The sequence below is a fragment of the Oceanipulchritudo coccoides genome, assembly GCF_010500615.1.
Lineage (GTDB): Bacteria > Verrucomicrobiota > Verrucomicrobiia > Opitutales > Oceanipulchritudinaceae > Oceanipulchritudo > Oceanipulchritudo coccoides.
This window is the reverse complement of sequence record NZ_JAAGNX010000002.1, coordinates 606,898-629,126: the sequence shown is the minus strand read 5'-3', so window position 1 is coordinate 629,126 and position 22,229 is coordinate 606,898. Positions and strand designations below refer to the sequence as shown.

The 22,229-nt window shown below is 54.2% G+C and carries 21 protein-coding genes; 2 read left to right on the top strand and 19 right to left on the bottom strand.

The window, feature by feature from the left end:
- Positions 1–266: 266 nt before the first annotated feature.
- The gene (locus tag G0Q06_RS08235; RefSeq protein ID WP_163964302.1) at positions 267–1,358 is read left to right on the top strand and encodes a ribonucleotide-diphosphate reductase subunit beta; all 1,092 of its coding nucleotides are present in this window, start codon (positions 267–269) and stop codon (positions 1,356–1,358) included.
- Positions 1,359–1,403: 45 nt separating this feature from the next.
- Positions 1,404–4,646, top strand: a complete 3,243-nt coding sequence (locus tag G0Q06_RS08230; RefSeq protein ID WP_163964300.1) for a ribonucleoside-diphosphate reductase subunit alpha — start codon at positions 1,404–1,406, stop codon at positions 4,644–4,646.
- A gap of 64 nt (positions 4,647–4,710) precedes the next feature.
- Here G0Q06_RS08230 and panD read toward each other — a convergent pair whose 3' ends face one another.
- From panD to nuoB, 19 genes are all read right to left on the bottom strand, one after another.
- Positions 4,711–5,058 carry an aspartate 1-decarboxylase gene (gene panD, locus G0Q06_RS08225; RefSeq protein ID WP_163964298.1) on the bottom strand — a complete coding sequence of 116 codons (348 nt, stop codon included), beginning with the start codon at positions 5,056–5,058 and terminating at the stop codon, positions 4,711–4,713.
- Between the two features lie 13 nt (positions 5,059–5,071).
- Positions 5,072–5,848 carry a type III pantothenate kinase gene (locus G0Q06_RS08220; protein ID WP_163964296.1) on the bottom strand — a complete coding sequence of 259 codons (777 nt, stop codon included), beginning with the start codon at positions 5,846–5,848 and terminating at the stop codon, positions 5,072–5,074.
- A gap of 2 nt (positions 5,849–5,850) precedes the next feature.
- Positions 5,851–6,615: a pantoate--beta-alanine ligase gene (panC, locus tag G0Q06_RS08215; RefSeq protein WP_425496122.1), complete on the bottom strand. Its 765-nt coding sequence runs from the start codon at positions 6,613–6,615 to the stop codon at positions 5,851–5,853.
- A complete protein-coding gene (gene panB / locus G0Q06_RS08210; RefSeq protein WP_163964293.1) occupies positions 6,590–7,402 on the bottom strand; it encodes a 3-methyl-2-oxobutanoate hydroxymethyltransferase in 813 nt (270 codons plus the stop codon). The genes panC and panB overlap by 26 nt, the downstream gene beginning before the upstream one ends.
- Positions 7,403–7,607: 205 nt before the next feature.
- The gene (locus G0Q06_RS08205; protein ID WP_163964291.1) at positions 7,608–8,024 is read right to left on the bottom strand and encodes a type II toxin-antitoxin system VapC family toxin; all 417 of its coding nucleotides are present in this window, start codon (positions 8,022–8,024) and stop codon (positions 7,608–7,610) included.
- Positions 8,021–8,245: a FitA-like ribbon-helix-helix domain-containing protein gene (locus tag G0Q06_RS08200; RefSeq protein ID WP_163964289.1), complete on the bottom strand. Its 225-nt coding sequence runs from the start codon at positions 8,243–8,245 to the stop codon at positions 8,021–8,023. Before G0Q06_RS08200 ends, G0Q06_RS08205 begins: the two co-directional genes overlap by 4 nt.
- A gap of 126 nt (positions 8,246–8,371) precedes the next feature.
- Complete coding sequence (locus G0Q06_RS08195; RefSeq protein ID WP_163964287.1) at positions 8,372–9,886, bottom strand: NADH-quinone oxidoreductase subunit N; 1,515 nt, start codon at positions 9,884–9,886, stop codon at positions 8,372–8,374.
- A gap of 1 nt (position 9,887) precedes the next feature.
- Positions 9,888–11,480: a complex I subunit 4 family protein gene (locus tag G0Q06_RS08190; RefSeq protein ID WP_238710426.1), complete on the bottom strand. Its 1,593-nt coding sequence runs from the start codon at positions 11,478–11,480 to the stop codon at positions 9,888–9,890.
- Positions 11,477–13,381 (bottom strand): NADH-quinone oxidoreductase subunit L, encoded by a 1,905-nt coding sequence (gene nuoL / locus G0Q06_RS08185; RefSeq protein WP_163964285.1) that lies wholly within the window; start codon positions 13,379–13,381, stop codon positions 11,477–11,479. The genes G0Q06_RS08190 and nuoL overlap by 4 nt, the downstream gene beginning before the upstream one ends.
- On the bottom strand, positions 13,381–13,701 hold the full coding sequence (nuoK, locus tag G0Q06_RS08180) for an NADH-quinone oxidoreductase subunit NuoK (protein WP_163964283.1): 321 nt from the start codon (positions 13,699–13,701) through the stop codon (positions 13,381–13,383). Before nuoK ends, nuoL begins: the two co-directional genes overlap by 1 nt.
- Positions 13,698–14,207 (bottom strand): NADH-quinone oxidoreductase subunit J family protein, encoded by a 510-nt coding sequence (locus G0Q06_RS08175; protein ID WP_238710424.1) that lies wholly within the window; start codon positions 14,205–14,207, stop codon positions 13,698–13,700. Before G0Q06_RS08175 ends, nuoK begins: the two co-directional genes overlap by 4 nt.
- A 61-nt stretch (positions 14,208–14,268) precedes the next feature.
- Positions 14,269–14,811 carry a NuoI/complex I 23 kDa subunit family protein gene (locus G0Q06_RS08170; RefSeq protein WP_163964281.1) on the bottom strand — a complete coding sequence of 181 codons (543 nt, stop codon included), beginning with the start codon at positions 14,809–14,811 and terminating at the stop codon, positions 14,269–14,271.
- Positions 14,812–14,813: 2 nt separating this feature from the next.
- On the bottom strand, positions 14,814–15,905 hold the full coding sequence (locus tag G0Q06_RS08165; protein WP_163964279.1) for a complex I subunit 1/NuoH family protein: 1,092 nt from the start codon (positions 15,903–15,905) through the stop codon (positions 14,814–14,816).
- Between the two features lie 4 nt (positions 15,906–15,909).
- The gene (locus tag G0Q06_RS08160) at positions 15,910–17,613 is read right to left on the bottom strand and encodes an NADH-quinone oxidoreductase subunit G (RefSeq protein WP_163964277.1); all 1,704 of its coding nucleotides are present in this window, start codon (positions 17,611–17,613) and stop codon (positions 15,910–15,912) included.
- A gap of 25 nt (positions 17,614–17,638) precedes the next feature.
- Complete coding sequence (gene nuoF / locus G0Q06_RS08155) at positions 17,639–19,018, bottom strand: NADH-quinone oxidoreductase subunit NuoF (protein ID WP_163964276.1); 1,380 nt, start codon at positions 19,016–19,018, stop codon at positions 17,639–17,641.
- 28 nt (positions 19,019–19,046) lie between these two features.
- Entirely contained in the window at positions 19,047–19,565 is a 519-nt protein-coding gene (locus G0Q06_RS08150) for an NADH-quinone oxidoreductase subunit NuoE family protein (protein ID WP_163964274.1), read from the bottom strand.
- 21 nt (positions 19,566–19,586) lie between these two features.
- On the bottom strand, positions 19,587–20,822 hold the full coding sequence (gene nuoD / locus G0Q06_RS08145; RefSeq protein ID WP_163964272.1) for an NADH dehydrogenase (quinone) subunit D: 1,236 nt from the start codon (positions 20,820–20,822) through the stop codon (positions 19,587–19,589).
- Between the two features lie 13 nt (positions 20,823–20,835).
- Entirely contained in the window at positions 20,836–21,495 is a 660-nt protein-coding gene (locus G0Q06_RS08140) for an NADH-quinone oxidoreductase subunit C (RefSeq protein ID WP_163964270.1), read from the bottom strand.
- Between the two features lie 4 nt (positions 21,496–21,499).
- The gene (nuoB, locus tag G0Q06_RS08135) at positions 21,500–22,042 is read right to left on the bottom strand and encodes an NADH-quinone oxidoreductase subunit NuoB (RefSeq protein ID WP_163964268.1); all 543 of its coding nucleotides are present in this window, start codon (positions 22,040–22,042) and stop codon (positions 21,500–21,502) included.
- Positions 22,043–22,229 lie beyond the last annotated feature (187 nt).

The following is a 22,229-nucleotide window of genomic DNA, read 5'->3' as shown; positions in this document are numbered from 1 at the left end:
TCCCGGCACCATGATTCCCTGCCCGATGTGAACAAGTTCCAATATCTCCTGCTTGTGTTTTCAAATGGAAATTCATCTCTGAATAGCTGCGGTATAGCTCGACCGGAGAAAAAACTAATAAGGACTATTAAATACCGTTGACACCATATCTAGTGCAATTTGAGTTTAACAACCCCAACATGTTGGGGTGGGTGTTCAAATCAACCTCAAATAGATATTCGTTATTTTTATTCACTTCAATATCAACCAGTTAGCAAAACAACTTCATGGAAACGACCGTCGTAAAAATCGGAAACAAGGAATTCGTACTCGATAAACAGAAAGCAGAAGCGGCCTTTTCGGCCAAGAAAGTCATCAACGGGAAGGAGACCATGTTCTTCAACATTCTTCCGTTGAAGTACCAGTGGGCTTACGAGCATTACAAGACAATGAAGGCCAACCACTGGGAGCCGGAAGATGTGCCCATGCAGAAGGATGTCGAGCAGTGGCGCGACACCTCCGGGGCAATCTCTGAAATCGACCGCTGGATCATCAAGATGGCCATCGGGTATTTCAGCGCCGCGGAAGGCATTGTCGGCGATAATATCCTACATGTTACCCGGGAGGTCGTGACCGCCCCCGAACTGAAGCTGGTCCTCGGCCGCCATGCGCACGAGGAAAACATCCATGCGGACAGCCTTGTCTACATGATCAGCTCCCTCGGGCTGAACCCGCATGAGTGTGAGGCGATGTTTGAGGATGTCCCGACGATCAAGGCCAAGAATTCACTCGTGGTGAACAACAGCCGGCAACTGCGACGGGATATTGACCTGACACAGACTGAAAACAAGCAGGAGCTGGCCAAGAACATGTTCCTGTTTGGCCAGTGTATGGAAGGGACCCAGTTCTACGGCCTCTTCGGCATGGTCCTGAGCCTGTACAGACAGAACAAATTCCCGGGAATCGGGCAGATGTTCCGCTACACCCTGCGGGATGAATCCAACCATATTTCCGTCTTCAAGAACCTCTTCGTGGATCTCATCGAGGAGAACCCGGACATTTGGACCAAGGAATTCCAGGCGGAGCTTGTTGACCTGATGAAAGAAGCCGTCCGGCTTGAGAAAGAATTCATTGAAGACTGCCTGCCAGTCAACGCCCTCGGTCTCAGTGCTTCCGAGTTTACCCAGTACATTGACTACATCGCGGACCGCCGCCTCGAAAGTGTCGGCCTCCAGCCAATTAATCCCGGCGTCAAAAATCCACTTCCCTGGCTCGCCGAGATGATGGATATCCAGAAAGAACAGAATTTCTTCGAAGGGCGCGTCACGGAATACCAGAAGTCCAGCTCGCTTGAAGTTGTTGATGACGACGAGCTATAGAAAAACCACTACAAACCAGACAAACGAAGAAAAAGGATTTCACACATGATTGAAAATACGGCCTACGATGAAGACATCGCCCTGAAACGCTTTACCCGGACCCCAAAGGAGGACAAGCCACGGTTTGACTGGCGGGGTGTTGTCGATGACGACACAAAGTTCCCAGCGGATATGATTCCAAGCTCCGTAAAGGTGAAAGCCGGCAACGGGGTATCTAACTTTGATCTGGCTGAAGTAGCTGAAACTGTCGGAAACGCGTTGACCAACCTGATCCTTTCACGCGATGCGGAGGAAACGGATATCTATAATGATAAAAACTGCCAGTTTGTCGCGGCAGTATCCTCAACCGTGGCCACGCGCCTTGGCGAACTGGCCAAGGAAGGAAAGCCACTCACCTTGAGCGAGTCGGAAATCTACCTCCTGATCGAAAAGACATTGATCGAGAACAACGCGCCTGACGTGGCCAAGAGCCTGCTCCTCCTGCGCAAGTCCACGCGTACACCCGGTCGGCCGGTTTCGCTCAATGTGGCCGTCATCCGGCGCAACAACAAGATTGTCCCTTGGGATACGACCAAGGTGGAAATTGCTGTCCGCAAGGCCATGCTGACCCTCGGGATGGATTCCGAACCGGCAGTCATGGTGGCCGACGCCGTCGCGGAGAATCTTCTCAACCAGCGCGTTTCGCGCGTCCACATTGAGGAAGTACAGGACATTGTTCAGGAAGAGTTGATGCGCCTTGGTCATTACAAAGTGGCTGAAGCCTATATCCTTTATCGTGCCCATCGCCGCCACCTGCGTGATTCGGAAATCTTCGAACCGAAGGATGACGAGCGCCAGGAGAGCATGATCATGATCACCCTCCCCAACGGAGCAAATGTGTTCTGGGACGGTGTGGACCTGAAAAAGCGGATTGAGTTTGGTATGATCGGCTTGGATCTATGCCTCAACAAGGAAGAGATTGAAGCCGAACTTCGCCGCTCCCTCTACAGCGAGATGAAGCAGGAAGACCTGCAGAAAACGATCATTCTCAACGCCAAGAGCCTCATCGAGCGCGATGCCGATTTCAGCAAGTTTGCCGGACGCATTCTTCTTAGCTACATCTACGAGGAGGTTCTCGATTGGGAAATTGGGCGTGACGGTATCGGCAAGCTGAAGGAAGCCCATCAAAAGGCATTTCGCCGCTATTTGAACCGCGGGGTGGAAATCGGACGGATCAACCCGCAGATTGTCCATAAGTACGACCTTGGAAAGCTGGCCCTGTCGCTTGATCCAGGTGCGGATATGGATTTTGATTATCTCGGGATTCAGACTCTCTTCGACCGCTATCTCATCGTGGACAAGGTGGCTGAGCCATCGCGGCGACTGGAAGTTCCACAGTTTTTCTGGATGCGCGTTTCGATGGGTCTCTTTATCAAGGAAGAAGAACAACCCGAGGAATGGGTCATCAAGCTTTACTCGATGTACAAGAGCCGGCGCTTCTGCAGCAGCACGCCCACCCTCTTCAACTCGGGTACCTTGCACAGCCAGCTTTCAAGCTGCTACCTCTACCAGGTTGGCGACTCCATCGAGAGCATCATGCAGCGCGGCATTTCCGAAAACGCCTACCTGTCAAAGTGGGCGGGCGGACTTGGCGGCTCATGGACTTCCGTTCGCGGGACAGGATCCTACATACAGGGAACCAACGGGGAGAGCCAGGGCGTCATTCCATTCCTCAAGCTGCACAACGACCAGCTGGTCGCGGTCAACCAAGGCGGCAAGCGGCGTGGTTCAGGATGCGCGTACCTTGAGACGTGGCACAACGACATCCTCGACTTCCTGGAACTCCGGAAGAACACCGGAGATGACCGTCGTCGTACCCACGATATGAATACAGCCAACTGGATTCCAGACTTGTTCATGCGGCGCATGGAATCCCGTCAGGAGTGGACACTTTTTCGCTCAAACCAGGTTAAAGACCTGCATGACCTTTACGGCAAGGCGTTCGAGGAAAAGTACGAGTACTACGAACAACTCGCCGAGGAAGGAAAGATCTGGGGACAAAAGATGCCGGCCATCGATCTCTGGAAACAAATGCTGAAAATGCTGTTTGAAACCGGCCATCCGTGGATCACTTTCAAGGATGCCTGCAATGTTCGCAGTCCACAGGATCATTGTGGAGTCATTCACAGCTCCAACCTCTGTACAGAGATTACCCTGAACACAGGAGCGGATGAGACAGCTGTCTGTAACTTGGGGTCCGTGGTTCTTGAAAACCACCTCGCTGAGGATGGATCCATCGATCACAAGAAGCTGCGTGAAACTGTCCAAGTCGCGATCCGTGCACTGGATAATGTGATCGATATCAACTTCTACCCGACGGAAGCCGCACGCAATGCCAACCAGCGCCACCGGCCCATCGGCATGGGCATCATGGGATTGCAGAATGCCTTGTTTGCACGCGGCCATTCCTTCGCCAGCGAGGAAGCTGTCGAGTTCAACGACACCTTCATGGAAGCAATTGCCTACTACGCATATGAAGCATCCAGCGACTTGGCAGGCGAACGCGGCACTTACAGTTCCTACAAGGGATCCAAATGGGACCGCGGGCTTTTGCCTCAGGACACCCTTGATCTTCTTGAGAAGGAACGTGGTGTGGAATTGGATATGTCACGCGGAGGAGCCATGGACTGGCAACCCGTCCGGGATAAGATCGCCCGACAGGGAATGCGGAATTCCAATGTCCTGGCCATCGCACCCACGGCGACAATTTCCAATATCATGGGATCAAGCCCCTGCATTGAACCGACGTACAAGAACATATTCGTGAAGTCCAATCTCTCCGGCGAGTTCATTGTCCTCAATGCCCACCTTGTCCGCGAATTGAAGAGCCGGAACTTGTGGGATGACGATGTCCGGGATCAACTGAAATACTTTGATGGGGATTTGAGTAAAATCGAACGGATCCCAGAGGATATCCGCATCAAGTATTTGACGGCTTTTGACATTGATCACACTTGGATAGTCAAGGCCGGTAGCCGGCGTCAAAAGTGGATTGACCAGTCGCAATCGGTTAACCTGTGGCTTGCCCACCCCGACCTCAAGACCCTCTCTCACATGTATCGAAGTGCCTGGCGCATGGGACTGAAAACAACCTATTACCTGCGCACGCTCGGTGCTTCAAATATCGAGAAAGCGACCGTTTCCATAAAACAGGAGACCCAGAACAAGAAGGTTTTCACCGAGGCTGAGAAAACGGCCTGCTCCATCGAAGCCATGATGAATGGCGAAGAATGCGAGGCCTGCCAGTAACGACCACGGTTTGCGATGGTATATCCAAGGCCCTCCGGTTTACCCCGCCGGAGGGCCTTTTATTTTAATCCTTCAAAATGGAGTTCTTATCGTCGACGTAGATGAGGGTCGGCTTATGGGCCTTTGCCTCGCTATCCTCATACTCCGCGTAACTTGCGATAATAACAATATCCCCCGGCTGTACCTTTCGCGCAGCAGCACCGTTGAGGCAAACTTCGCCGGGTTGACCAAGGATAACATACGTATGGAAACGCTCGCCATTGTTACAGTTATAGATGTCGACCTGTTCAAACTCCAGCAGGTCGGCCGCTTCCAGAAACTCCGGTCCGAGGGAAATGGATCCGGTGTAGTTCAGGTCAGCGTCAGTCACCGTGGCCCGATGGATTTTTGATTTTAGTAAAATACGATTCATAGGTCTGTTCCTCTTAAAGGGTTGAGTTTAATTCGACTGCACGACAAAGCCCGCGCAGGACAAGATCAGGCACATAGGCCGATAACAAAGATTCCTCACGAAAGAATCCAGCGTGGCCACCAGTTCCAATGACAACCGGTTCACGACCTTCGAAGGCTTCTTCCTTTAGGCGGCCAACCACCTCACGGATTAATCCAAGATGGCTGAAATAGAGCCCGTTTTGAATACTCTCCACGGTTGTCTTTCCAAGGCAATTGCCTGGTCGGACAAGATCCACATACGGCAACTTGGCCGTGTTCTGGGCCAGGGCCTTCATCGAAAGACCCATCCCCGCACAGATCACACCACCAAGATATTCATCCTTCTGGTTGATCGCGCAGAAGGTTGTCGCTGTCCCCATGTCGACAACAATACGGTCCATTGCCGGGTATAGTTCCACAGCGGCAATAGCATTCGCAATCCGGTCCGCGCCGACCTCAGACGGGTTATTCGTGCGAATCTTCAAGCCGGTTTTCACACCAGCCTTAAGGATCAAGGGATCAATCCCCAGATACGAACGTGCCGCCTCCCTCACCATTCCAATGCAATCGGGGACAACAGAGGCCACCGCGACCGCCTTCAGCGATTCCAGCTTCACGCCTTTGGACGAAAGTATTTGCCGGACAAATACACCAAACTCATCAGCGCTCGGATGGAAGTGGTTGGCCTTGCGGAATTCCGCAACCAACTCCCGCCCCTCGCAAACGCCGCCGTAGATGTCGGTGTTGCCAATATCAAAACACAAGATCATCTCTATTCCATCGCCTGAACATTATCGATCAACCGGACCCCCTCCAACTGGACGGCCCCCAGGCGGCGGCCATCACGCTCATCGACATACTCAACATCAAAGCCGAGCGATTCCAATTCAAGGCGTGCCATGGCACAATCCATTGCCGTGGAAAGAACCCGGTGAAACTCAGGCGCCAGCATGCGTGCGGAGGCGGAAAGGCGGACGTTGCGACTGCTCAAGGCGAGTCCGTCCTCTTCCCTCACGGTTGGAACGCCAACAACCTCCGTATCAAGAAAATACGCACCAGCCATTCCCCTGACAAGTTTGAGTTGCTGCCAGTCCTTTTCCCCGAAGTAAGCCTTGTTGGCATTGGCCAGTATCAGGAGTTTCATGACAACGGTCAGGACCCCGTCAAAATGCTCCGGGCGGCTTTCCCCCTCAAGGACAGTACTCTCTTCATTTTCTATGACCCGGTAGGTGTAATTGTCCGGGTAAAGTTCGCGGCGCTGAGGCAGAAAAACCGCATCCACCCCTGCCTTTTCACACAACTCCAGATCTTCCTTCAAGGGTTGCGGATAAGTTGCACAGTCATTCTGGTCATTGAACTGGGTCGGGTTGACAAAAATGCTGACCAGCGTCTTTTCATTCTCCGCGCAGGACTGCTCAATCAGTTTTCCGTGACCGGCATGAAGGGCCCCCATCGTTGGGACAAATCCAACCGATCCGGTGCCAATTGAGCGCCGCCAGTCCTTGAGTGAATTAATGTTTGCGAGTTGTTTCATAATGAAAACTTTCCTCCAGTGAAGGGAATGAGCCCGCTTTCACGTCCTCGTTATAGCTATTCAGCGCGTGCATGATATTTTGAGATCCTTCGGCATACGTCCTGAGGAACTTCGGTTTGAAACCAAGGTTCATGCCCAGGAGATCTTGCAGAACCAGAATCTGTCCACTGCAGGAGGGACCTGAACCTATCCCGATTGTCGGGATGCTCAACGACTCTGTCACGCGGGCAGCCAGCTCTGCCGGAACACATTCCAGGACCAAGGCGTATACACCAGCCTCCTGAAGAGCCAGGGCATCCAGTTCAATTTGCTGAGCGGCGGCGGCCTCTCTTCCCTGAACCCGGTAACCGCCCATTAGATTAACGGATTGCGGCGTCAGTCCCAAATGCCCCATGACGGGGACACCGCTCTGGACAATGTGCCGGATCACATCGAGATGCCCTTGGGCCCCTTCAATTTTCACAGCATTTGCCCCCGCCTTCATGATCGTGTCCACTGACTCCATCGCGCCCCGGAGACCCTTGCGATGCTCAGGGAAGGGGATGTCGGTGGTTACAAAGCGATCGCCGATTCCGCGCCGGACCGCCGCCGTGTGGCTCGCCATCATATCGGTGGTCGCGTGAACAGTTGACGGATGCCCGTGCATGACCATGGCCACGCTGTCGCCCACAAGGACCGCATCCACGTTGGTTTCCGCAATCAGTCGGGCGCTCCATGCATCGTAGCAGGTCACCATGGAAATGGGCTGCCCTTCGGAATGGTAGCGGGAAAAGTCGGTCACACTCTTCATGAGTGACCCCCTTCGTCTTTTATGGAGCCAATGGCTCGCTTTCTGGGTACCTGTCGCATCGATCAAGTCCTTTCAAATACGGGAATTAAAACTAAATAGACTGATTTCAAAGTCGCATCTGGAGAATTCCAGTATGCGCAAGGAGGGAAATGGACTCCATTTTCGGCTGGATATCAAGCCTCAATCGTCGATTGGGTATTTAGCGCTAGCCCCGAGGCCGGCCGATTCCTTTTCTGGACGCAACAGCCTCCAGTTGATGATCAGCAGTAAACAATGGCACCCCCCGATCAAGGGCAAGGGCCAGAAAAATTGCATCATAGCCCGAGAGTCCGGTTTCGATGGCCAGATGGCAGGCCCGGGAACCGTATGGCAGGTGCCCGTAATAGCGGATGGGCATTTGCCGGAGTAAGCTCATCAGGCTTTCTGCCTCTTCAGTCGTCAACTCTTCCCGGCGATGCTTCTTAACCACGACATTCAGGGCTTCCACCAGCAGCAACTCCGGGGCAATGGCCAAATTGGCCCCAGTCTCAACGCCTCGGAAAAAAGCTTCTAACCCATCGGGAATGGGCCCGTCCGGAATAAACATCCGAAGCACTGCTGAAGTATCAACAACAGCAATCATCGTGAACGGTCTTCTCGAAGGTCTTCAATGACTGTCTTGGCAGGATTTCGCCCGGATAAGTGGGCCCGGTAGGCGGCCGCCTGCTCGCACACAGACGGATTTCTCAGCTCGACTTCCTCGGTGAGCATGAGCCGCACCTGCTCCTGAAGGCTCCTGTGGTTAGCCCGGGCCATCTCCTGTAGACCCTTGTAGGTTTCATCAGGCACATTCCGTATCGTCATGGTTCTCATTGTTCTTTATGCACTCAATTTATTGCATGCATTTTGCATGCATTTTATCGTGCGTCAAGAATGTATAATCTGAAACGAAGGAGATCCCTCTGGCCACCTCTGATCCCGAACCGGGATCTAGAACGCGAAGAAGCCCTGGTAGAATCCGAAAAGGATGGTTGCCCCGGCGAGCAGGCCCATGACCAGGCGTGCGCTTAAAGCCGGTGAAGTAATGGCCTTGGCAGCATCCTCCGCGAGATAGGGATTTCCCATGGCGGCGGACCGCATCCAGCCGAAGTAGTAGTAAATGGAAATCACAACCCCAGCCAGCGCTACTCCGAGCACAGGGTAAAGCCCGGCCTGAAACGCTGCGATAAAGACCAATAGCTTGGCAATAAAGCCTGCCAATGGCGGGATTCCAGCCAGCGAACCGAGGCTGATGAGGAGGATTCCGCCCAGATAGGGATCCTTCTTGAGCAGGTTGTCGTACAGGTCGAGATCCTGGTCGGCATCGTTGCTTTCTGCCACATGGACCATCACCTCAAAGACGCCAAAGGACGCGAGGGCGTAAGTGACCAGATAGAATAATACCGCGGCAAAGGCCCAGTCGACTGTCAGGGAGGCGAGCAAGCCCATAAGCAGGATACCGGCATGCGCCACACCGGACATGCCCATGACGCGCTTCACATTCCGTTGCCCGAGTGCAGCAATGTTGCCGAAAAGGAGCGTCAGGATGGCAATGACGGTCAGCAGGGGAACCGTGACATGCTCAAGGGCCGCAAATGGACCCCGCAGAAGCAGGTAAAGCAGATAGAACCCGGCGGCCTTGGAAGAGACGGCAAGGAATGCGGTCACCGGTGTCGGTGCGCCTTGATAGACATCCGGAATCCAGATTTGAAATGGAACAACCCCGATTTTGAAAGCGATCCCGGTTAGGACGAGCACTGATCCAAAAAGGACCATGTAGTTGGTGCTGTTGTTGAACAAATCATTCGAGGCGCTGATGAAGGCCGTGAGCTCGGAAAAATTCAGCGGGCTGGTAGCCGTCATGGGGAGGGCCGGATTACTGGCAGCTCCATAAAGGAGGGCAACCCCGAAGAGGAAAATCCCTGAACTGAAAGCCGCCATGATCAAATACTTGAGTCCGGCTTCGAGTGACAGGCGGCTGTCGCGTTTGTAGGCGACCAGGATGTAGAAACCAACCGTCAGGGTTTCGAGGACAACAAAAAGGGAGATAAAGTGGTGCGTCTGCACTAGCAGCATGAACGCAGCTGAGACAATCAGGACGAGATGATAGAATTCAACATGGGCCAACTTCTGCTTTTTCAGGAATACTGATCCCAAGTGCGTGATGATGATTGAGGACAGCAGGAAGAAAAGGCGCATCCAGTCCGCTGTACTTTCCTGGGCAATCAGGCCCGCAAAGAGAACCTCTGCCCCATCACGGGACGCATTTGCCTGCATTCCCAGAATAAGGACTGCTCCAGCAATCAATTGCGCCAGAATGGACAGGCTGGATAAATGAGGTCGGGTCCTGGGTGCAAGCAAGTCGACGAAAAGGATCAGGACGGCAAAGCAACCAAGAATGATTTCCGGCAGGAGCGCACCCCATTGGTTGGTGCTGACAACGGATTGAAGGGTTTCAGTTTCCATCTTATTTGGTCAGGGAAAACTCACCGGAAGGGACAACCATCGTGGGAGCACTATCGGCAAAGGTTCGGGTGACACTTTCATTGACAGGATCTGACAAGAGCTTGGGCCAGATCCCGATGAGTAAAAGAAATGCAAGCAACAGGAGGGCCGGTATTTTCTCGCGCCAGCTGATGTCGCCGCCGGATAGCTCGCCCTTTTCCTCTCCGAAGAAGACGGAAGCGATTGCCCGTAATCCGTAAATTGCGGAAATGAGGATTCCGATCAGGGCCAGATATAGCGCCCACGGTGTGGCGGTGGCAAAGAGCGAAACAAAGATTCCAAGCTCGCCCCAGAAATTGGCAAATCCCGGCAGGCCGATACTGGCCAGCATGGCCGCAACAAACAAACTCATGAGGACCGGTGCCTTCTGCCCAAGTCCTCCTATTTCTTCCATGTCACAGGTCCCACCGCGTTTCTCGACGACATCCGCAAGGAGGAACAGCAAGGCAACTGAAAGTCCGTGCGCAAACAGCATCAGGACAGCGGCCCCGATACCAATGCTCGAATAGGCGTACAGTCCGAGAAAGGCGTATCCCATGTGCATGACCGAGGCATTCCCAAGCATCAACTTCAGGTCACGCTGGGCCATGGTCACAAAACCGATTATAAGCACGTTACCAAGCGCCAGAATGAGAAGGAGCGGTGCCCAGTCAGCTACACCCTGTGGCAGGATGGGATAGGCAATCTGGATCAAGCCATAAAGCCCGAACTTCTTAAGCACACCGGCATGCAGCATTGCTGCAGGCGCAGGCGCAGTCGCATAGGCCCGGGGAGCCCAGGTGTGAAAAGGGAAAAGGGAAACAAGGACACCAAACCCGATCAGCAACAGGCCAAAGATTGTTCCCTGCCGGGGAGCGGCAACAACCGCGTCACGAAGGGCAATCATGTTGAAATCGCTGGCTCCACTGAAAATGTAGAGGGCAATCAAGCCGGCCAGGGTGATCATCGCACCAAGGGTGAGGTAGATCGTCACTTCAAGCGCAACCGCCCGGCGACCGGAACGGCCCCAGATGGCAATCATGACAAAGGTCGGAATAAGGGCGAATTCGTGGAAAAAATAGAAGAAGAGAATATCCACCGAGGAGAAAACCCCCATCAGGCCAGCCTGCATGATCAGCAAAAGAATCAACATCAGGCGCAGGCGTTCAACACCGCTCTGCACGGCGTAAAGGCCAGCCGCCAAACCAACAATCCCGGAGAGGACATAAAATGGCAGGGCCAGACCGTTGAGGCCGAGATGGAGGCGAATCCCAAATTGTTCAAGCCCAAGGTCGGCAATGACAGGAAACGCATAAAGTCCGTTGTAACCACTGGAGAGGTAAACACCCGCCAGCCAGAGACTGATCAGACCGGGAACAAGAAAACCCAGAATCCCGCTCACTTTCACGACGCTTGCAGGAAGCTTGCCTGAAACAGCCAGCGAAAGGGCCATGATCAGGGGAATCGCGATCGCAAAAATGACCAGATAGGAATGCAGGACCGGATAACTCTCTCCAATGGTTCGGAAAAAGTCACACATCCCTCCCGTGGAGGCTATTGGCAAGTGCTGTGTCATTGGAAAATCCTATCAAGAAACCCACCGGCATAAGCGCCGAAAAGAACAAGGCCGGCAAAAAACCACCAGACGTAGGTGGCGACACTGCCGGTGTGCATACGCCGGGCTGCTATGCCAAGCAAACCAGCCAAACCGGCCGATCCACGGACAAGCATGCCGGAAATGAAAAGTGTATCGAAAAAGCCGATAATGTTGGCCACGCGATCCTGGATCAACCGGACATAGCCGTTGTACATCTCGTCAAAATAGAAACGCGACTTTGCCAATGCGTAAACCGGCGGAATCTTGGCCTCGAGGGTGTCCGTTGTTGAGCCGGCACCGTAAATGATACGGGCAAGTATCAATCCGCCGAAGGAAGCGACCGTGGAGATGATGATCATCAGGGTGTGGTCTGCTCCGTGCGGATGCGGGACCCAGGTACCAATCAAAACTTGGAGGGCCTCTGGATACATGACGAGGTAGCCGCCCCCAATCGAGAAAACCGCAAGCACAACAAGGGGCAGGACCATCGTCCATGAGGATTCATGGGCATGCTCCGCGGATTCGCTGTTGGGCTTGCCCAGGAAGGCGATGACAAATAGTCGGCCCATGTAAAGGGCGGTCAGGAGCGCCGTTCCCGTGAGGATAATAAATGCCGGCTGGCTGGTGGACTTGGCCACATAAAGGATCGCATCCTTACTGAAAAAGGCTGAGGCAATAAAAGGAATTCCGGCAATCGCGATCACGCCCGCGCCAAAGGTCAGGGTCGTCAAAGGCATTTTCTTGTACAGGCCACCCATCTTGAAAATATCCTGCTCGTGATGGCAGGCATGGATCACCGAACCGGATCCAAGGAACAGGAGCGCCTTGAAAAAGGCATGCGTTGTCAAGTGGAACATCGATGCGCCAATGCCGTAGTAAAGTGCGGTCGCTGAATCTCCGTGGTGCAATCCGTAAAGGGTTCCCAGACCAAAGCCTGCCACCATGTAACCGAGTTGGGACAGCGTCGAATAGGCAAGGATCTTCTTGATGTCGCGCTGGCCGAAGGCCCAGATTGCAGCGCAGACTGCGGTCACAACTCCCACCCAGGCGACAGTAGTCAGTGCTTCGGGAGTGAAAAGAGTCACGGTACGCCCAAGGAAATAAACCCCGGCGGCCACCATTGTTGCGGCATGGATCAAGGCGGAAATGGGTGTCGGGCCCGCCATTGCATCGGGCAACCAGACGTGCAGCGGCATTTGCGCGGACTTGCCGAGAACCCCGCAGAAAAGGAGAAGCGCACCAAGAGTTGTCACCAGCTCGGGCTGGAGCGATGTCTGGACGGCCAGCTCACTGAGAGAAACCGTACCAAAGGTCCAGAAAGTGAGGATAATTCCGATCAGGAATCCGAAGTCCCCCACCCGGTTCACGATGAAGGCCTTCTTCGATGCATCCGAGGCCTCTTGTGTTTTCAGGTAGTGGCCAATCAACATGTAGGAACTGAAGCCGACCAGTTCCCAGAAGATGAACATCATGAAAAGATTGTTGGCGAGGACGATCCCCAGCATCGAGAACATGAAAATTGATAAGCCACCGAAAAACCGTCCGCGTGCACCGTCATCGGTCATATACCCGACACTGAACAAGTGAATCCAGAAGCCGACGAATGAAACCACGAATAACATGAGCGCGCTCAAGTCATTGAGCAGGAAGCCCACTGAAAGCGTGAAATTTCCCAGGGTCAGCCACTCGACTTGGGCCTCGTAGGCCTCACCGTTCCAAAGCCCGAAGAAAAGCCATGCGCTCAAACCGAGGATGGTGGCTGCAGCAGCGAGCGAAAGCGCCATTGCAAGACCGGCCCGCTGGCGGGCAAACATCCAGATCAGGCCGGCAGCGATTAGCGGTGCCAGCAAAATTCCCGAAAGTACGGTTCCCAGATCCATCAGTGCTTCAACTCGTTGATTTCATTCAGTTCCACCGTCTGATGACGGCGCCAGAGGGTCACGATAATCGCCAGTCCGACCGATACTTCACAGGCGGCAATGGCGATGATAAATAGAACAAACAGATTCCCCTCCATGAGCGGGTTGGCCGCCGTGGCATTGTAGCGCGAGAAGGCGATCAGGGCCAGGATCGAGGCGCTTAGCATCAACTCGAGGCACATGAAAACCACGAGTGTGTTCTTTCTCAAAAGAACCCCGAAGAAGCCGATGGCAAAGAGGAGGATGGAAACAAAGACGTAGTGTTCGAGGGCAACGGTCATTCCGCACCTCCTTCTGCTTCCGCTTTCTTGCTGATGACGATGACCCCGACCATCGCGATCAGGAGCATGAAGCCGGTTATCTGGAAGGGCAGCAGGTATCGGGTGAACAATTCGACCCCGAAAGTTCGCGCCATGTTTGCCGGTGCGACAACGGAAATTTCGGCAAACGGGCCAGAGCCCCCGCCAAAGACCAGCGCATAACCTGCAAAGACCATCAGGGCGAGAGCCGCAAGGCTGGCCAGGTAACGGATCAGCTTGGGATGGGGCGACTTGCCGGCGTCAATCAACATGATGATGAACAAAAAGAGGACCACAATGGCCCCCGCGTACACCAGCACCTGAAGGATCGCCAGAAAGTAAGTCTCGAGCATGACAAACAGGGCCGACAATCCAACAAAGGACACCAGCATGTTCATGGCTGCGTTGACCGGCTTACGGCTCGTGGCCACAAAAAATGCGGGCACGATTGTCAGGGCGGCAAAAAAGTGAAAGAGCAGTTCTCTCATGATCACAGGACGCTCATTAGAACATCGCCAAATTTGATTGGAAGGTAAAAGTCACGGGTGATTAATGGTGCGGATTTCCGGAGAGCTCAGCATCCTTCTTTTTGCCCCATTTAAAATGGTTATCCGGAAGCGTTCCCCCAATTTCGTAGAGCTTCTTTTTCTTGAAAACCATTTCCTCACGGGAAAAACCGCTCAGAGAGTAGATATCCTGCAGGAAAATAGCCTCTTCGGGGCAGACTTCCTGGCAATACCCGCAATAAATGCAGCGCAACATGTTGATCTCGAACTCACGCGGTGCTTTCTCAACATGGGCATTTTCACTCTCCTCACTGATTTCGCCCGGAGTGATCCGGATGGCCTTGGGGGGACAGACAAACTCGCACAACTGGCAGCTGACGCACTTTTCCCGGCCGTTGGGATCCTTGACGAGGGTGGGAACACCACGATAACCGGTCGGGATCTCAGGCCGCTCTTCCGGATACTCAAGCGTGACCGGCGGCTTCAACATGTTCTTCATGGTGATTTTCAGGCCAGTCACAATTTGCGGAAGATAAGTTTGTTCCGCAAGGCTCAGGGGTTTCCGCTCAACTAATTTGGTAGCCATAATTAAAATTGTTCAATGAGGGCGATCAGGATCGCGTAGAAGACAAGGTTGGCGATGGCGAGGGGCAGCAAACGCTGCCATCCGAGAGCCATGACCTGGTCATATCGGAAACGCGGAAGAGTCCAGCGGATCCACATGAAAAAGAAGACCAGCGCGAGAACTTTGAAAAAGAAAACGCTGACTGAGAGCATGGATCCGAGGATTCCCTCCGGATAAGTGACAAAGGGAATATTCCATCCCCCCAGAAAGAGCAGGACAAAGGCACCTGAGCCGACAATCACATGGGCGTATTCACCCACAAAGAAGAGCCCGAATTTGAAGGAACCGTATTCTGTATTGTAGCCAGCCACGAGATCTGTCTCGGATTCCGGCATGTCAAAAGGAAGGCGGTTTGTTTCCGCGAAGAGCGCGACCAGGAAAATCAGTGCCGACAATGGCTGGTAAACGATTGTCCATTGCGGGAGAAACCCGAACAAGAGCTCGTTTTGCCCCTGGGCAATGTCGAACAGATTCAAGCTGCCGCCAAACCACATGAAAACAGGCAGAAGCGAAAGCCCCATCGCCAACTCATAGGAAATCATCTGGGCCGAGGCACGAATCCCACCAAGGAACGGGTACTTGGAGTTGGCTGACCATCCACCAAGGATAATCCCGTAAACGCCCAGCGAGGAGACCGCCAAAATGAAGAGGATGCCGATATCGAGATTGGCCAGAACCATCGGGGCAAGAGTACCCGCCTCAGTGGTGTAAACACCGACCGGCAGGACAATCATCGTTGTCATTGCCGGGATGAAGGCGATCAGTGGGGCCAAAAGATAATACAAGGCGTTAACATGCTTCGGGAAGGGATCTTCCTTGAAAAGGAACTTGAGCCCGTCAGCAGCTGGCTGGAACAAACCCAAACGAGTAATGATCGGGCCGATTACCGGAATATTGCCCAGAAAAGGGATCTTGGTCCGGTTGGGACCGGGACGGCCCTGGATAACAGCCGCCACTTTCCGCTCAAGGAGCACGGCGTATGCCGCGCATCCCATGATCACGGAGATCATGATCAGCGCTTTTGTGACGAGCCAGACGAATTCAGTCAGTTCCATGCTATCAGGCCTCCGCTAAGGCGTTATTCGGTTCAAAATGCAGTCCCTTTTCTTCGACAAAGGGAATTCCATCAAAACGGGCTCCATCAACGAGGGTTCCCGTCGATGGGATACGCTCAAATTCCATACCGGAAAGCTCCGGTATGACCGCCTGCATCTCTTTCCAGACCGCGGAAGGACTCGGCGCAATGACGACATCGCGATTCAGGCAATTGAGGAGCCGTGTGAAAGTACTCAAACCATGAAGCACGCCGGCCGGGCCAGGTACCGCCTGCGCGAATTTCTGTATCCGGAACTGCTGGTTCACCAATGTGCCTGATTTTTCAAACACTGTCAGGAGAGGTATTTCCACCGCAGCGTATTGTGTGCAGTTGGCGTGATCGACTCCCATGTAGAGCAGCTTGGCATCCGTCAGGGCTTCCGCCTCGATGCCACAACCGGTGATGTCTTCCCCCACGGCGAGGATCGTCTTCACGCTGCCGTCCTTTACCAGTGCGTTCAGCTTGTCCAAGCGGGCTTCAGGGTATGAATCAATGAGGCCGGTCAGCAGGGCCCCACGGACATTCGGGTTCCGGTCGGCCGAAAGAAGCTTGCCGTCACCTTCAGCAGTGCGACCCACAAGAAATGTCGGAACGGAATCACCGAGCTCGGACCGGATCCGGGTCAAGAGGTATTGCTCCTCAAGACTCAGGCGACCGCTGGCGACAATCGCCACCTTGTCTGTGCGGAGCAGCTCGGCGGCTTCCTCAATGGCTTCCTCTGCCTTGGCAGGACGGCCATTGATGGCATAGCGGTTAAGGCGCTCGTCCGAATCGACAATTTTATACAACTCCCGACCGCTGTCCGGCATCCAGGTATCGTTGACGTTATCATTCCTGCGCGGAGTGATACGATAAATTGTTCCTTCGCGACTGCCGACAACCGTATTACATCCAACACTTGATTCTGTGTCGATGGAAGGCGTCTCCTTGAGGAACCAGACCCGCATCTTGAATCGGAAGTCCGTCGAGGTCAGGGCTCCCACCGGGCAGATGTCCACCGTATTCAGGGAGTAATTGTTTTCCAGCTGCTTACCGGGGAAAGTGGTCAACGTGGAGAAGGATCCGCGATCAATGAATCCAAGGACTGGATCCTCCGCGATTTCCTCGCAAAAGCGGATGCACCGTGAACAAAGAATGCAGCGCTCATCATCAAGCATGACCCGTGGCCCGAGGCGGGTCCGCTTGGGCTTCACATTCTTCTGCTCGACAAAGCGGCTGTAGCCACGGCCATAATCCGTCGCAAATTCCTGCAGGCGGCACTCCCCTGCCTGGTCGCAGATCGGACAGTCGAGCGGGTGATTGACGAGAAGGAATTCCATCACCCCTTCGCGGCAGGCCTTGACGGTCTCGGACTCCGTGCGGACGTGCATGCCCGGGGAGACCTTGGTCGCGCAACCAATCACCGGCTTTGGAACCCACATTATCTTGGGACTGCCATCGTCGTTGAGCATCGGTTCTCCCGTGGCACGATCGCGTCCGGGTGTGCCCATCTCGATAAGGCACATGCGGCAATTCCCCGGGACGGAAAGTTTCGGGTGATAGCAATAGTGCGGGATCTCTTTGCCGACGCTTTCAACCGCATCCACCACATTGGACCCGGCTGGGACCTCGGCGGCAGTGCCATCAATGTAAATGGTGACCGTTTCCTGTTTGTTTTCTTCGCTCATGATCTGCGATTTGGCACGTTAGCGCTTACACCAGACGAAACGGCCTTTTGCTGGCCTTCTCTGGATCCTCCTTTGCCTTTTCGGTGAATTTGTCGCGAAATTTGGCTACAAAACTCTGTGTTGGCCAGGCGCAAGCCTCGCCGTGGGCGCAAATTGTCCGGCCGGCGATCTGGTCGCCAATCGAGGCGAGCAAATCAGCATCCTCTTCCCGGGCACCACCATTGACCATCCGCGTCGTAATCTTCTTCATCCAAAGCGAGCCCTCGCGGCACGGTGTGCACTGGCCGCAACTCTCATGCGCATAGAAGGCGTTGATGTTCGCAAGGACTTCCACGATGTCGACGCTGTCATCAACCACGATGACCGCCCCGGAACCGGACATGGATCCGGCAGCCATGGGACCGTCAAAATCAAGCGGGACATCATCGATGGCCCAGTCAAAAGCCTCTCCGCTGCGCAGCTTGCCGGAAAACCGTTCTCCCGCGCGCCAGACCTTCGCCGAGGAACCGCCCGGAATAACCGCCTGCAAGGTGCGTCCTTCACGCAGACCGCCACCGATCTTGTAGATCAGGTCGCCATAGGTGAATTTGCCATTCTCAAGCTCATAGTAACCCGGATTCTTAACGTGACCACTGAGGCACCAGATGCGCGTCCCGGTATTGCCGGGACGGCCGATCTTGGCATACTCTTTTCCACCCATCTCCGCGATGTGTTTCACATTACAAAGCGTCTCGACGTTGTTGACGATCGTCGGGCACATGTACAGCCCGAGCGCTGCCGGAAAGTATGGGGGCTTGATGCGCGGGTAAGCGCGTTTCCCTTCAAGCGACTCGATAAGACCGGTTTCCTCACCACAGATGTAGGCCGCTGCGCCACGATGCACGATCAGGTCGCAGGAATAATCACTCCCAAGAATGTTATCGCCGACATATCCTTTCGCACGTGCCTCCGCGATTGCTTCCTCGAGAATTTGCGCCCCGAGGGGCATTTCCTCACGGATATAAATGAACGCCTCCGCGGCCTGGATGGCGTAAGCGCTGATCATCATGCCCTCAATGAGCTGATGTGGATCCTTGTGCATGATCTGCCGGTCCTTGAACGTGCCGGGCTCCGATTCGTCCGCGTTGCAGATCAGGTAAATGGGTTTGCCGCTCTTGCGGTCGAGAAACTTCCACTTCATCCCGGCGGGAAAGCCCGCACCTCCACGGCCACGCACTTCGGAATCAAGAACTTCCTGGCAAAGCTCCTCCGGCTTGCGGGAGGAAAAGGCCTGCTTCATGACCTCGTATCCACCATGGCGCTCGTAGCAGTCTATGGATACATCGTAGTCTGGATTATCCGCATTCTTCAGGATGATGCGGCGCTCACTGGGATGAACCTCGGATTGTTTGGGTACGGAAATCATTTTCCTGTGCTTCTTTCTTGATACAGATTCAGGAGACGTCGGTATTTCCGGCTTTCGGGTTAGCCGGAGTTTCCTCCTTGATTTTGTTGCAGATGGCTTCCACCTGCTCGTCGTTCAGGTTCTCGTAAAGTTTGTCGTCCACCATGACAACGGGTGCCGTGCCGCAGCTGGCAAGACACTCTGCAAATTCGACTGTCACCCGCCCATCCGGCGAGATTTCGTCCAGCTCCGTGTCGAACGCTTCCTTGAAGCGATCGCAGACCGCATAGCTCCCATTAAGGGCGCAGGAAAGTGTCCGGCAGACCCGTATATGTCGCTTCCCGATTGGCTTTTCGCGATAGAAAGGATAAAATGTGACGACTTCCCGCACTTGGATGGGCGTCAACTCGAGCTTCTCCGCGACCCATTCCTGGGCTTCCAGGGAAAGGAATCCCTTTTCCTTCTGGATAGCGTGCAGGATCATCATGATCGCGCTGCGTTTTTCCGGGTAGCGTGGAATCAGCTTGTCGATATATTCCAGGATTTCGGTTGAAAGTTCAAATGCCATGGGAACCAGTTTTTAATAAGGTTAACGGTCGCATTCTCCCAGAACAAAATCCAGGCTGCCGAGAATGACAGGAATATCCGGCACCATGTGGCCGGGAACCAATTTCGGGAGAATCGACAAATTGCAGAAGCTGGGGGCGCGGATCTTGACCCGATAGGGAACACCGCCGCCTTTGGAAACAATGTAGAAACCGAGGGCGCCCTTCGGGTTTTCCGCCTCAAAATAGACTTCACCGGCAGGCATTTGCGGACCCTCGGTGACAATCATGAAGTTCTGGATCAGCTCTTCCATGCTCGTCAGGATCTTGTCCTTGGGCGGACTGTAGATCTTCCGTGCGTCCTCCGCATACCAGAGGCCGTCCGGCAGCTTGTCGATCGCCTGGCGGATTATCCGGATGGACTGACGCATTTCCTCAAGGCGTACCAACCAACGGTCATAGCAGTCGCCGCTCACGCCGATCGGCACATCAAAATCATAATTCTCATAACCGAGGTAAGGCGTATCCCGGCGCAAGTCCATAGCCACACCGGAGGCCCGCAAATTCGGACCGCTGAGGCCATAGGCCACGGCATCTTCCTTGCTAATCACGCCGACACCAACTGTCCGGTCGTAAAAGATCTTGTTCCGGCTCATGAGGCGGTCGATTTCCTCAACGGCGGGCTCAATCTCATTCATGACCTTGAGAACATTGCCCAACCAGCCTTCGGGAATATCCCGGGCCACTCCACCGATGCGGGTGTAGCTCGTCGTGAAACGCGCGCCCGTCAATTGCTCGATGAGTGTGTAGAGTTTTTCACGCTCGGTGAAGGTGTACATGAATGCGGTCAGGGCGCCGCAATCCATGGCATAGACCCCGCACCCGAGCAGGTGGCTTTGCAGCCGGGCCAACTCACAGCAAATGAGACGAATGGCCTCGCAGCGCGGCGGGACTTTGAGCCCGGCCAGTTTTTCCACCGCCAGCGCAAAGGTCACATTGTTGTGTAGCGGACCTATATAATCGAGCCGGTCGGTGTAGGGGATGAACTGGTTGTAGGTCATGTTCTCGGCGATCTTCTCATCGCCGCGATGCAGGTACCCGACAACCGGGTCGCAGGAAGTGACCGTTTCACCATCCATCTCCACGCGCAGTCGCAAGACCCCGTGTGTCGCCGGGTGGGACGGGCCCATATTGATCATCATCTGATCGCCCTTGAACTCTTCGTCGGCGGCGGCTGCCCGTGTCCCGATATCTCCTATACTGACTTCCTTAATGGCCATTTCTAAATGCTGGTTAGTCGTTCTCTCTCAGTTCGCGGGGCGTGCGGGTGCTTTCGTCACCGGTTTCGCCTTCGCGTTCGTTGACCTCCGTCCATGACTCATCATCGGCTCGGGGCTCACGGGTCGACATATGCCCCTTTTGGGAGGCATGGAAGGGACCGCCCATCATCGGGGCCGGCTTGGCGGATGTTCCAGTCACTTCAGACAAGTCCGCTGAAGGAAGTTCCACATCAATCCCGGCGAGAGGAAATTCCTTGCGCAACGGATGATACGGGTAGCTGTCCCACATCAGGATGCGGCGGAGATCCGGATGCCCTTCAAAAGAAATTCCGAACATGTCGTAAGTCTCACGCTCATGCCAATCCGCCGAAGGCCAGATGGACACAATACTGGTGCAGGCAGGATCCGTCACTCCCGAACAGGGCGTGGCGATCCGCAGGTAGACATGCTGATCCGTGCTATACAAATGATAAACAACCTCGTACCGGGGGTCGGAGTCGAAGTGATCAATTGCCGTCAGATCGGAGAGGAAATCGTACCCGTGGTTTTCCTTCAGGTCGCTCAGCAGTTCGTGAACATTTTCCTGCGGGCAATTGAAAGCCGGCCAATCCGCGCTTTCCCGCTCACTTAAAAACGGATGGGACTCCTTGATCGCGTCAATACGCTCGTCCATGTCTCTATATCTCCTTTTGGAAAGCCAGATCGCGAACCTTGCGATTCCGTAACAAGTCCCGCGTGGAGGACTCATTCTTGATTTTTTCCTGCAACCTCATCATGCCATCGAGAAGCGCTTCAGGCCGGGGCGGGCAACCGGAGATGTAGACATCTACAGGAACAATACGGTCGACTCCCTGGAGGACTGCGTAAGAACGATACATGCCGCCGGAAGAAGCACAGGCTCCCATGGCAACAACCCATTTGGGCTCTGCCATCTGGTCGTAAATCCGCCGGACCACTTGGGCCATCTTGTAGGTCACCGTTCCCGCAACAATCATGCAGTCGCTCTGTCGCGGAGAAAACCGCATCACTTCCATCCCAAAGCGGGATATGTCGAACCGCGAGCTGCCGCTGGACATCAATTCAATCGCACAACAGGCCAGTCCCATTGGCATGGGCCAGACAGAGTGCCGGCGAATCCAGTTAATGACCGCATCGGCTTGCGAAACAATCACTTCACCCTCGATTTTGCTGTTGTAGCCGTAGTCGGTGGAGGTGCTCATAAAAAGTGGTCTTTAGTTGCTCTAAAAATCAGAAAAGTGCAGATGAGGATGGCTAATGGCAAGCATCTATCAGACTGGCGGTTAATTTCCACCGTGGATGACCCTTCTGCCCGGATGGACCAGATAAATTTCAGGTGATTTCCGCAATTTAAAGGCTGTATCCGGGATTCCGGGATTGATCCCAGGC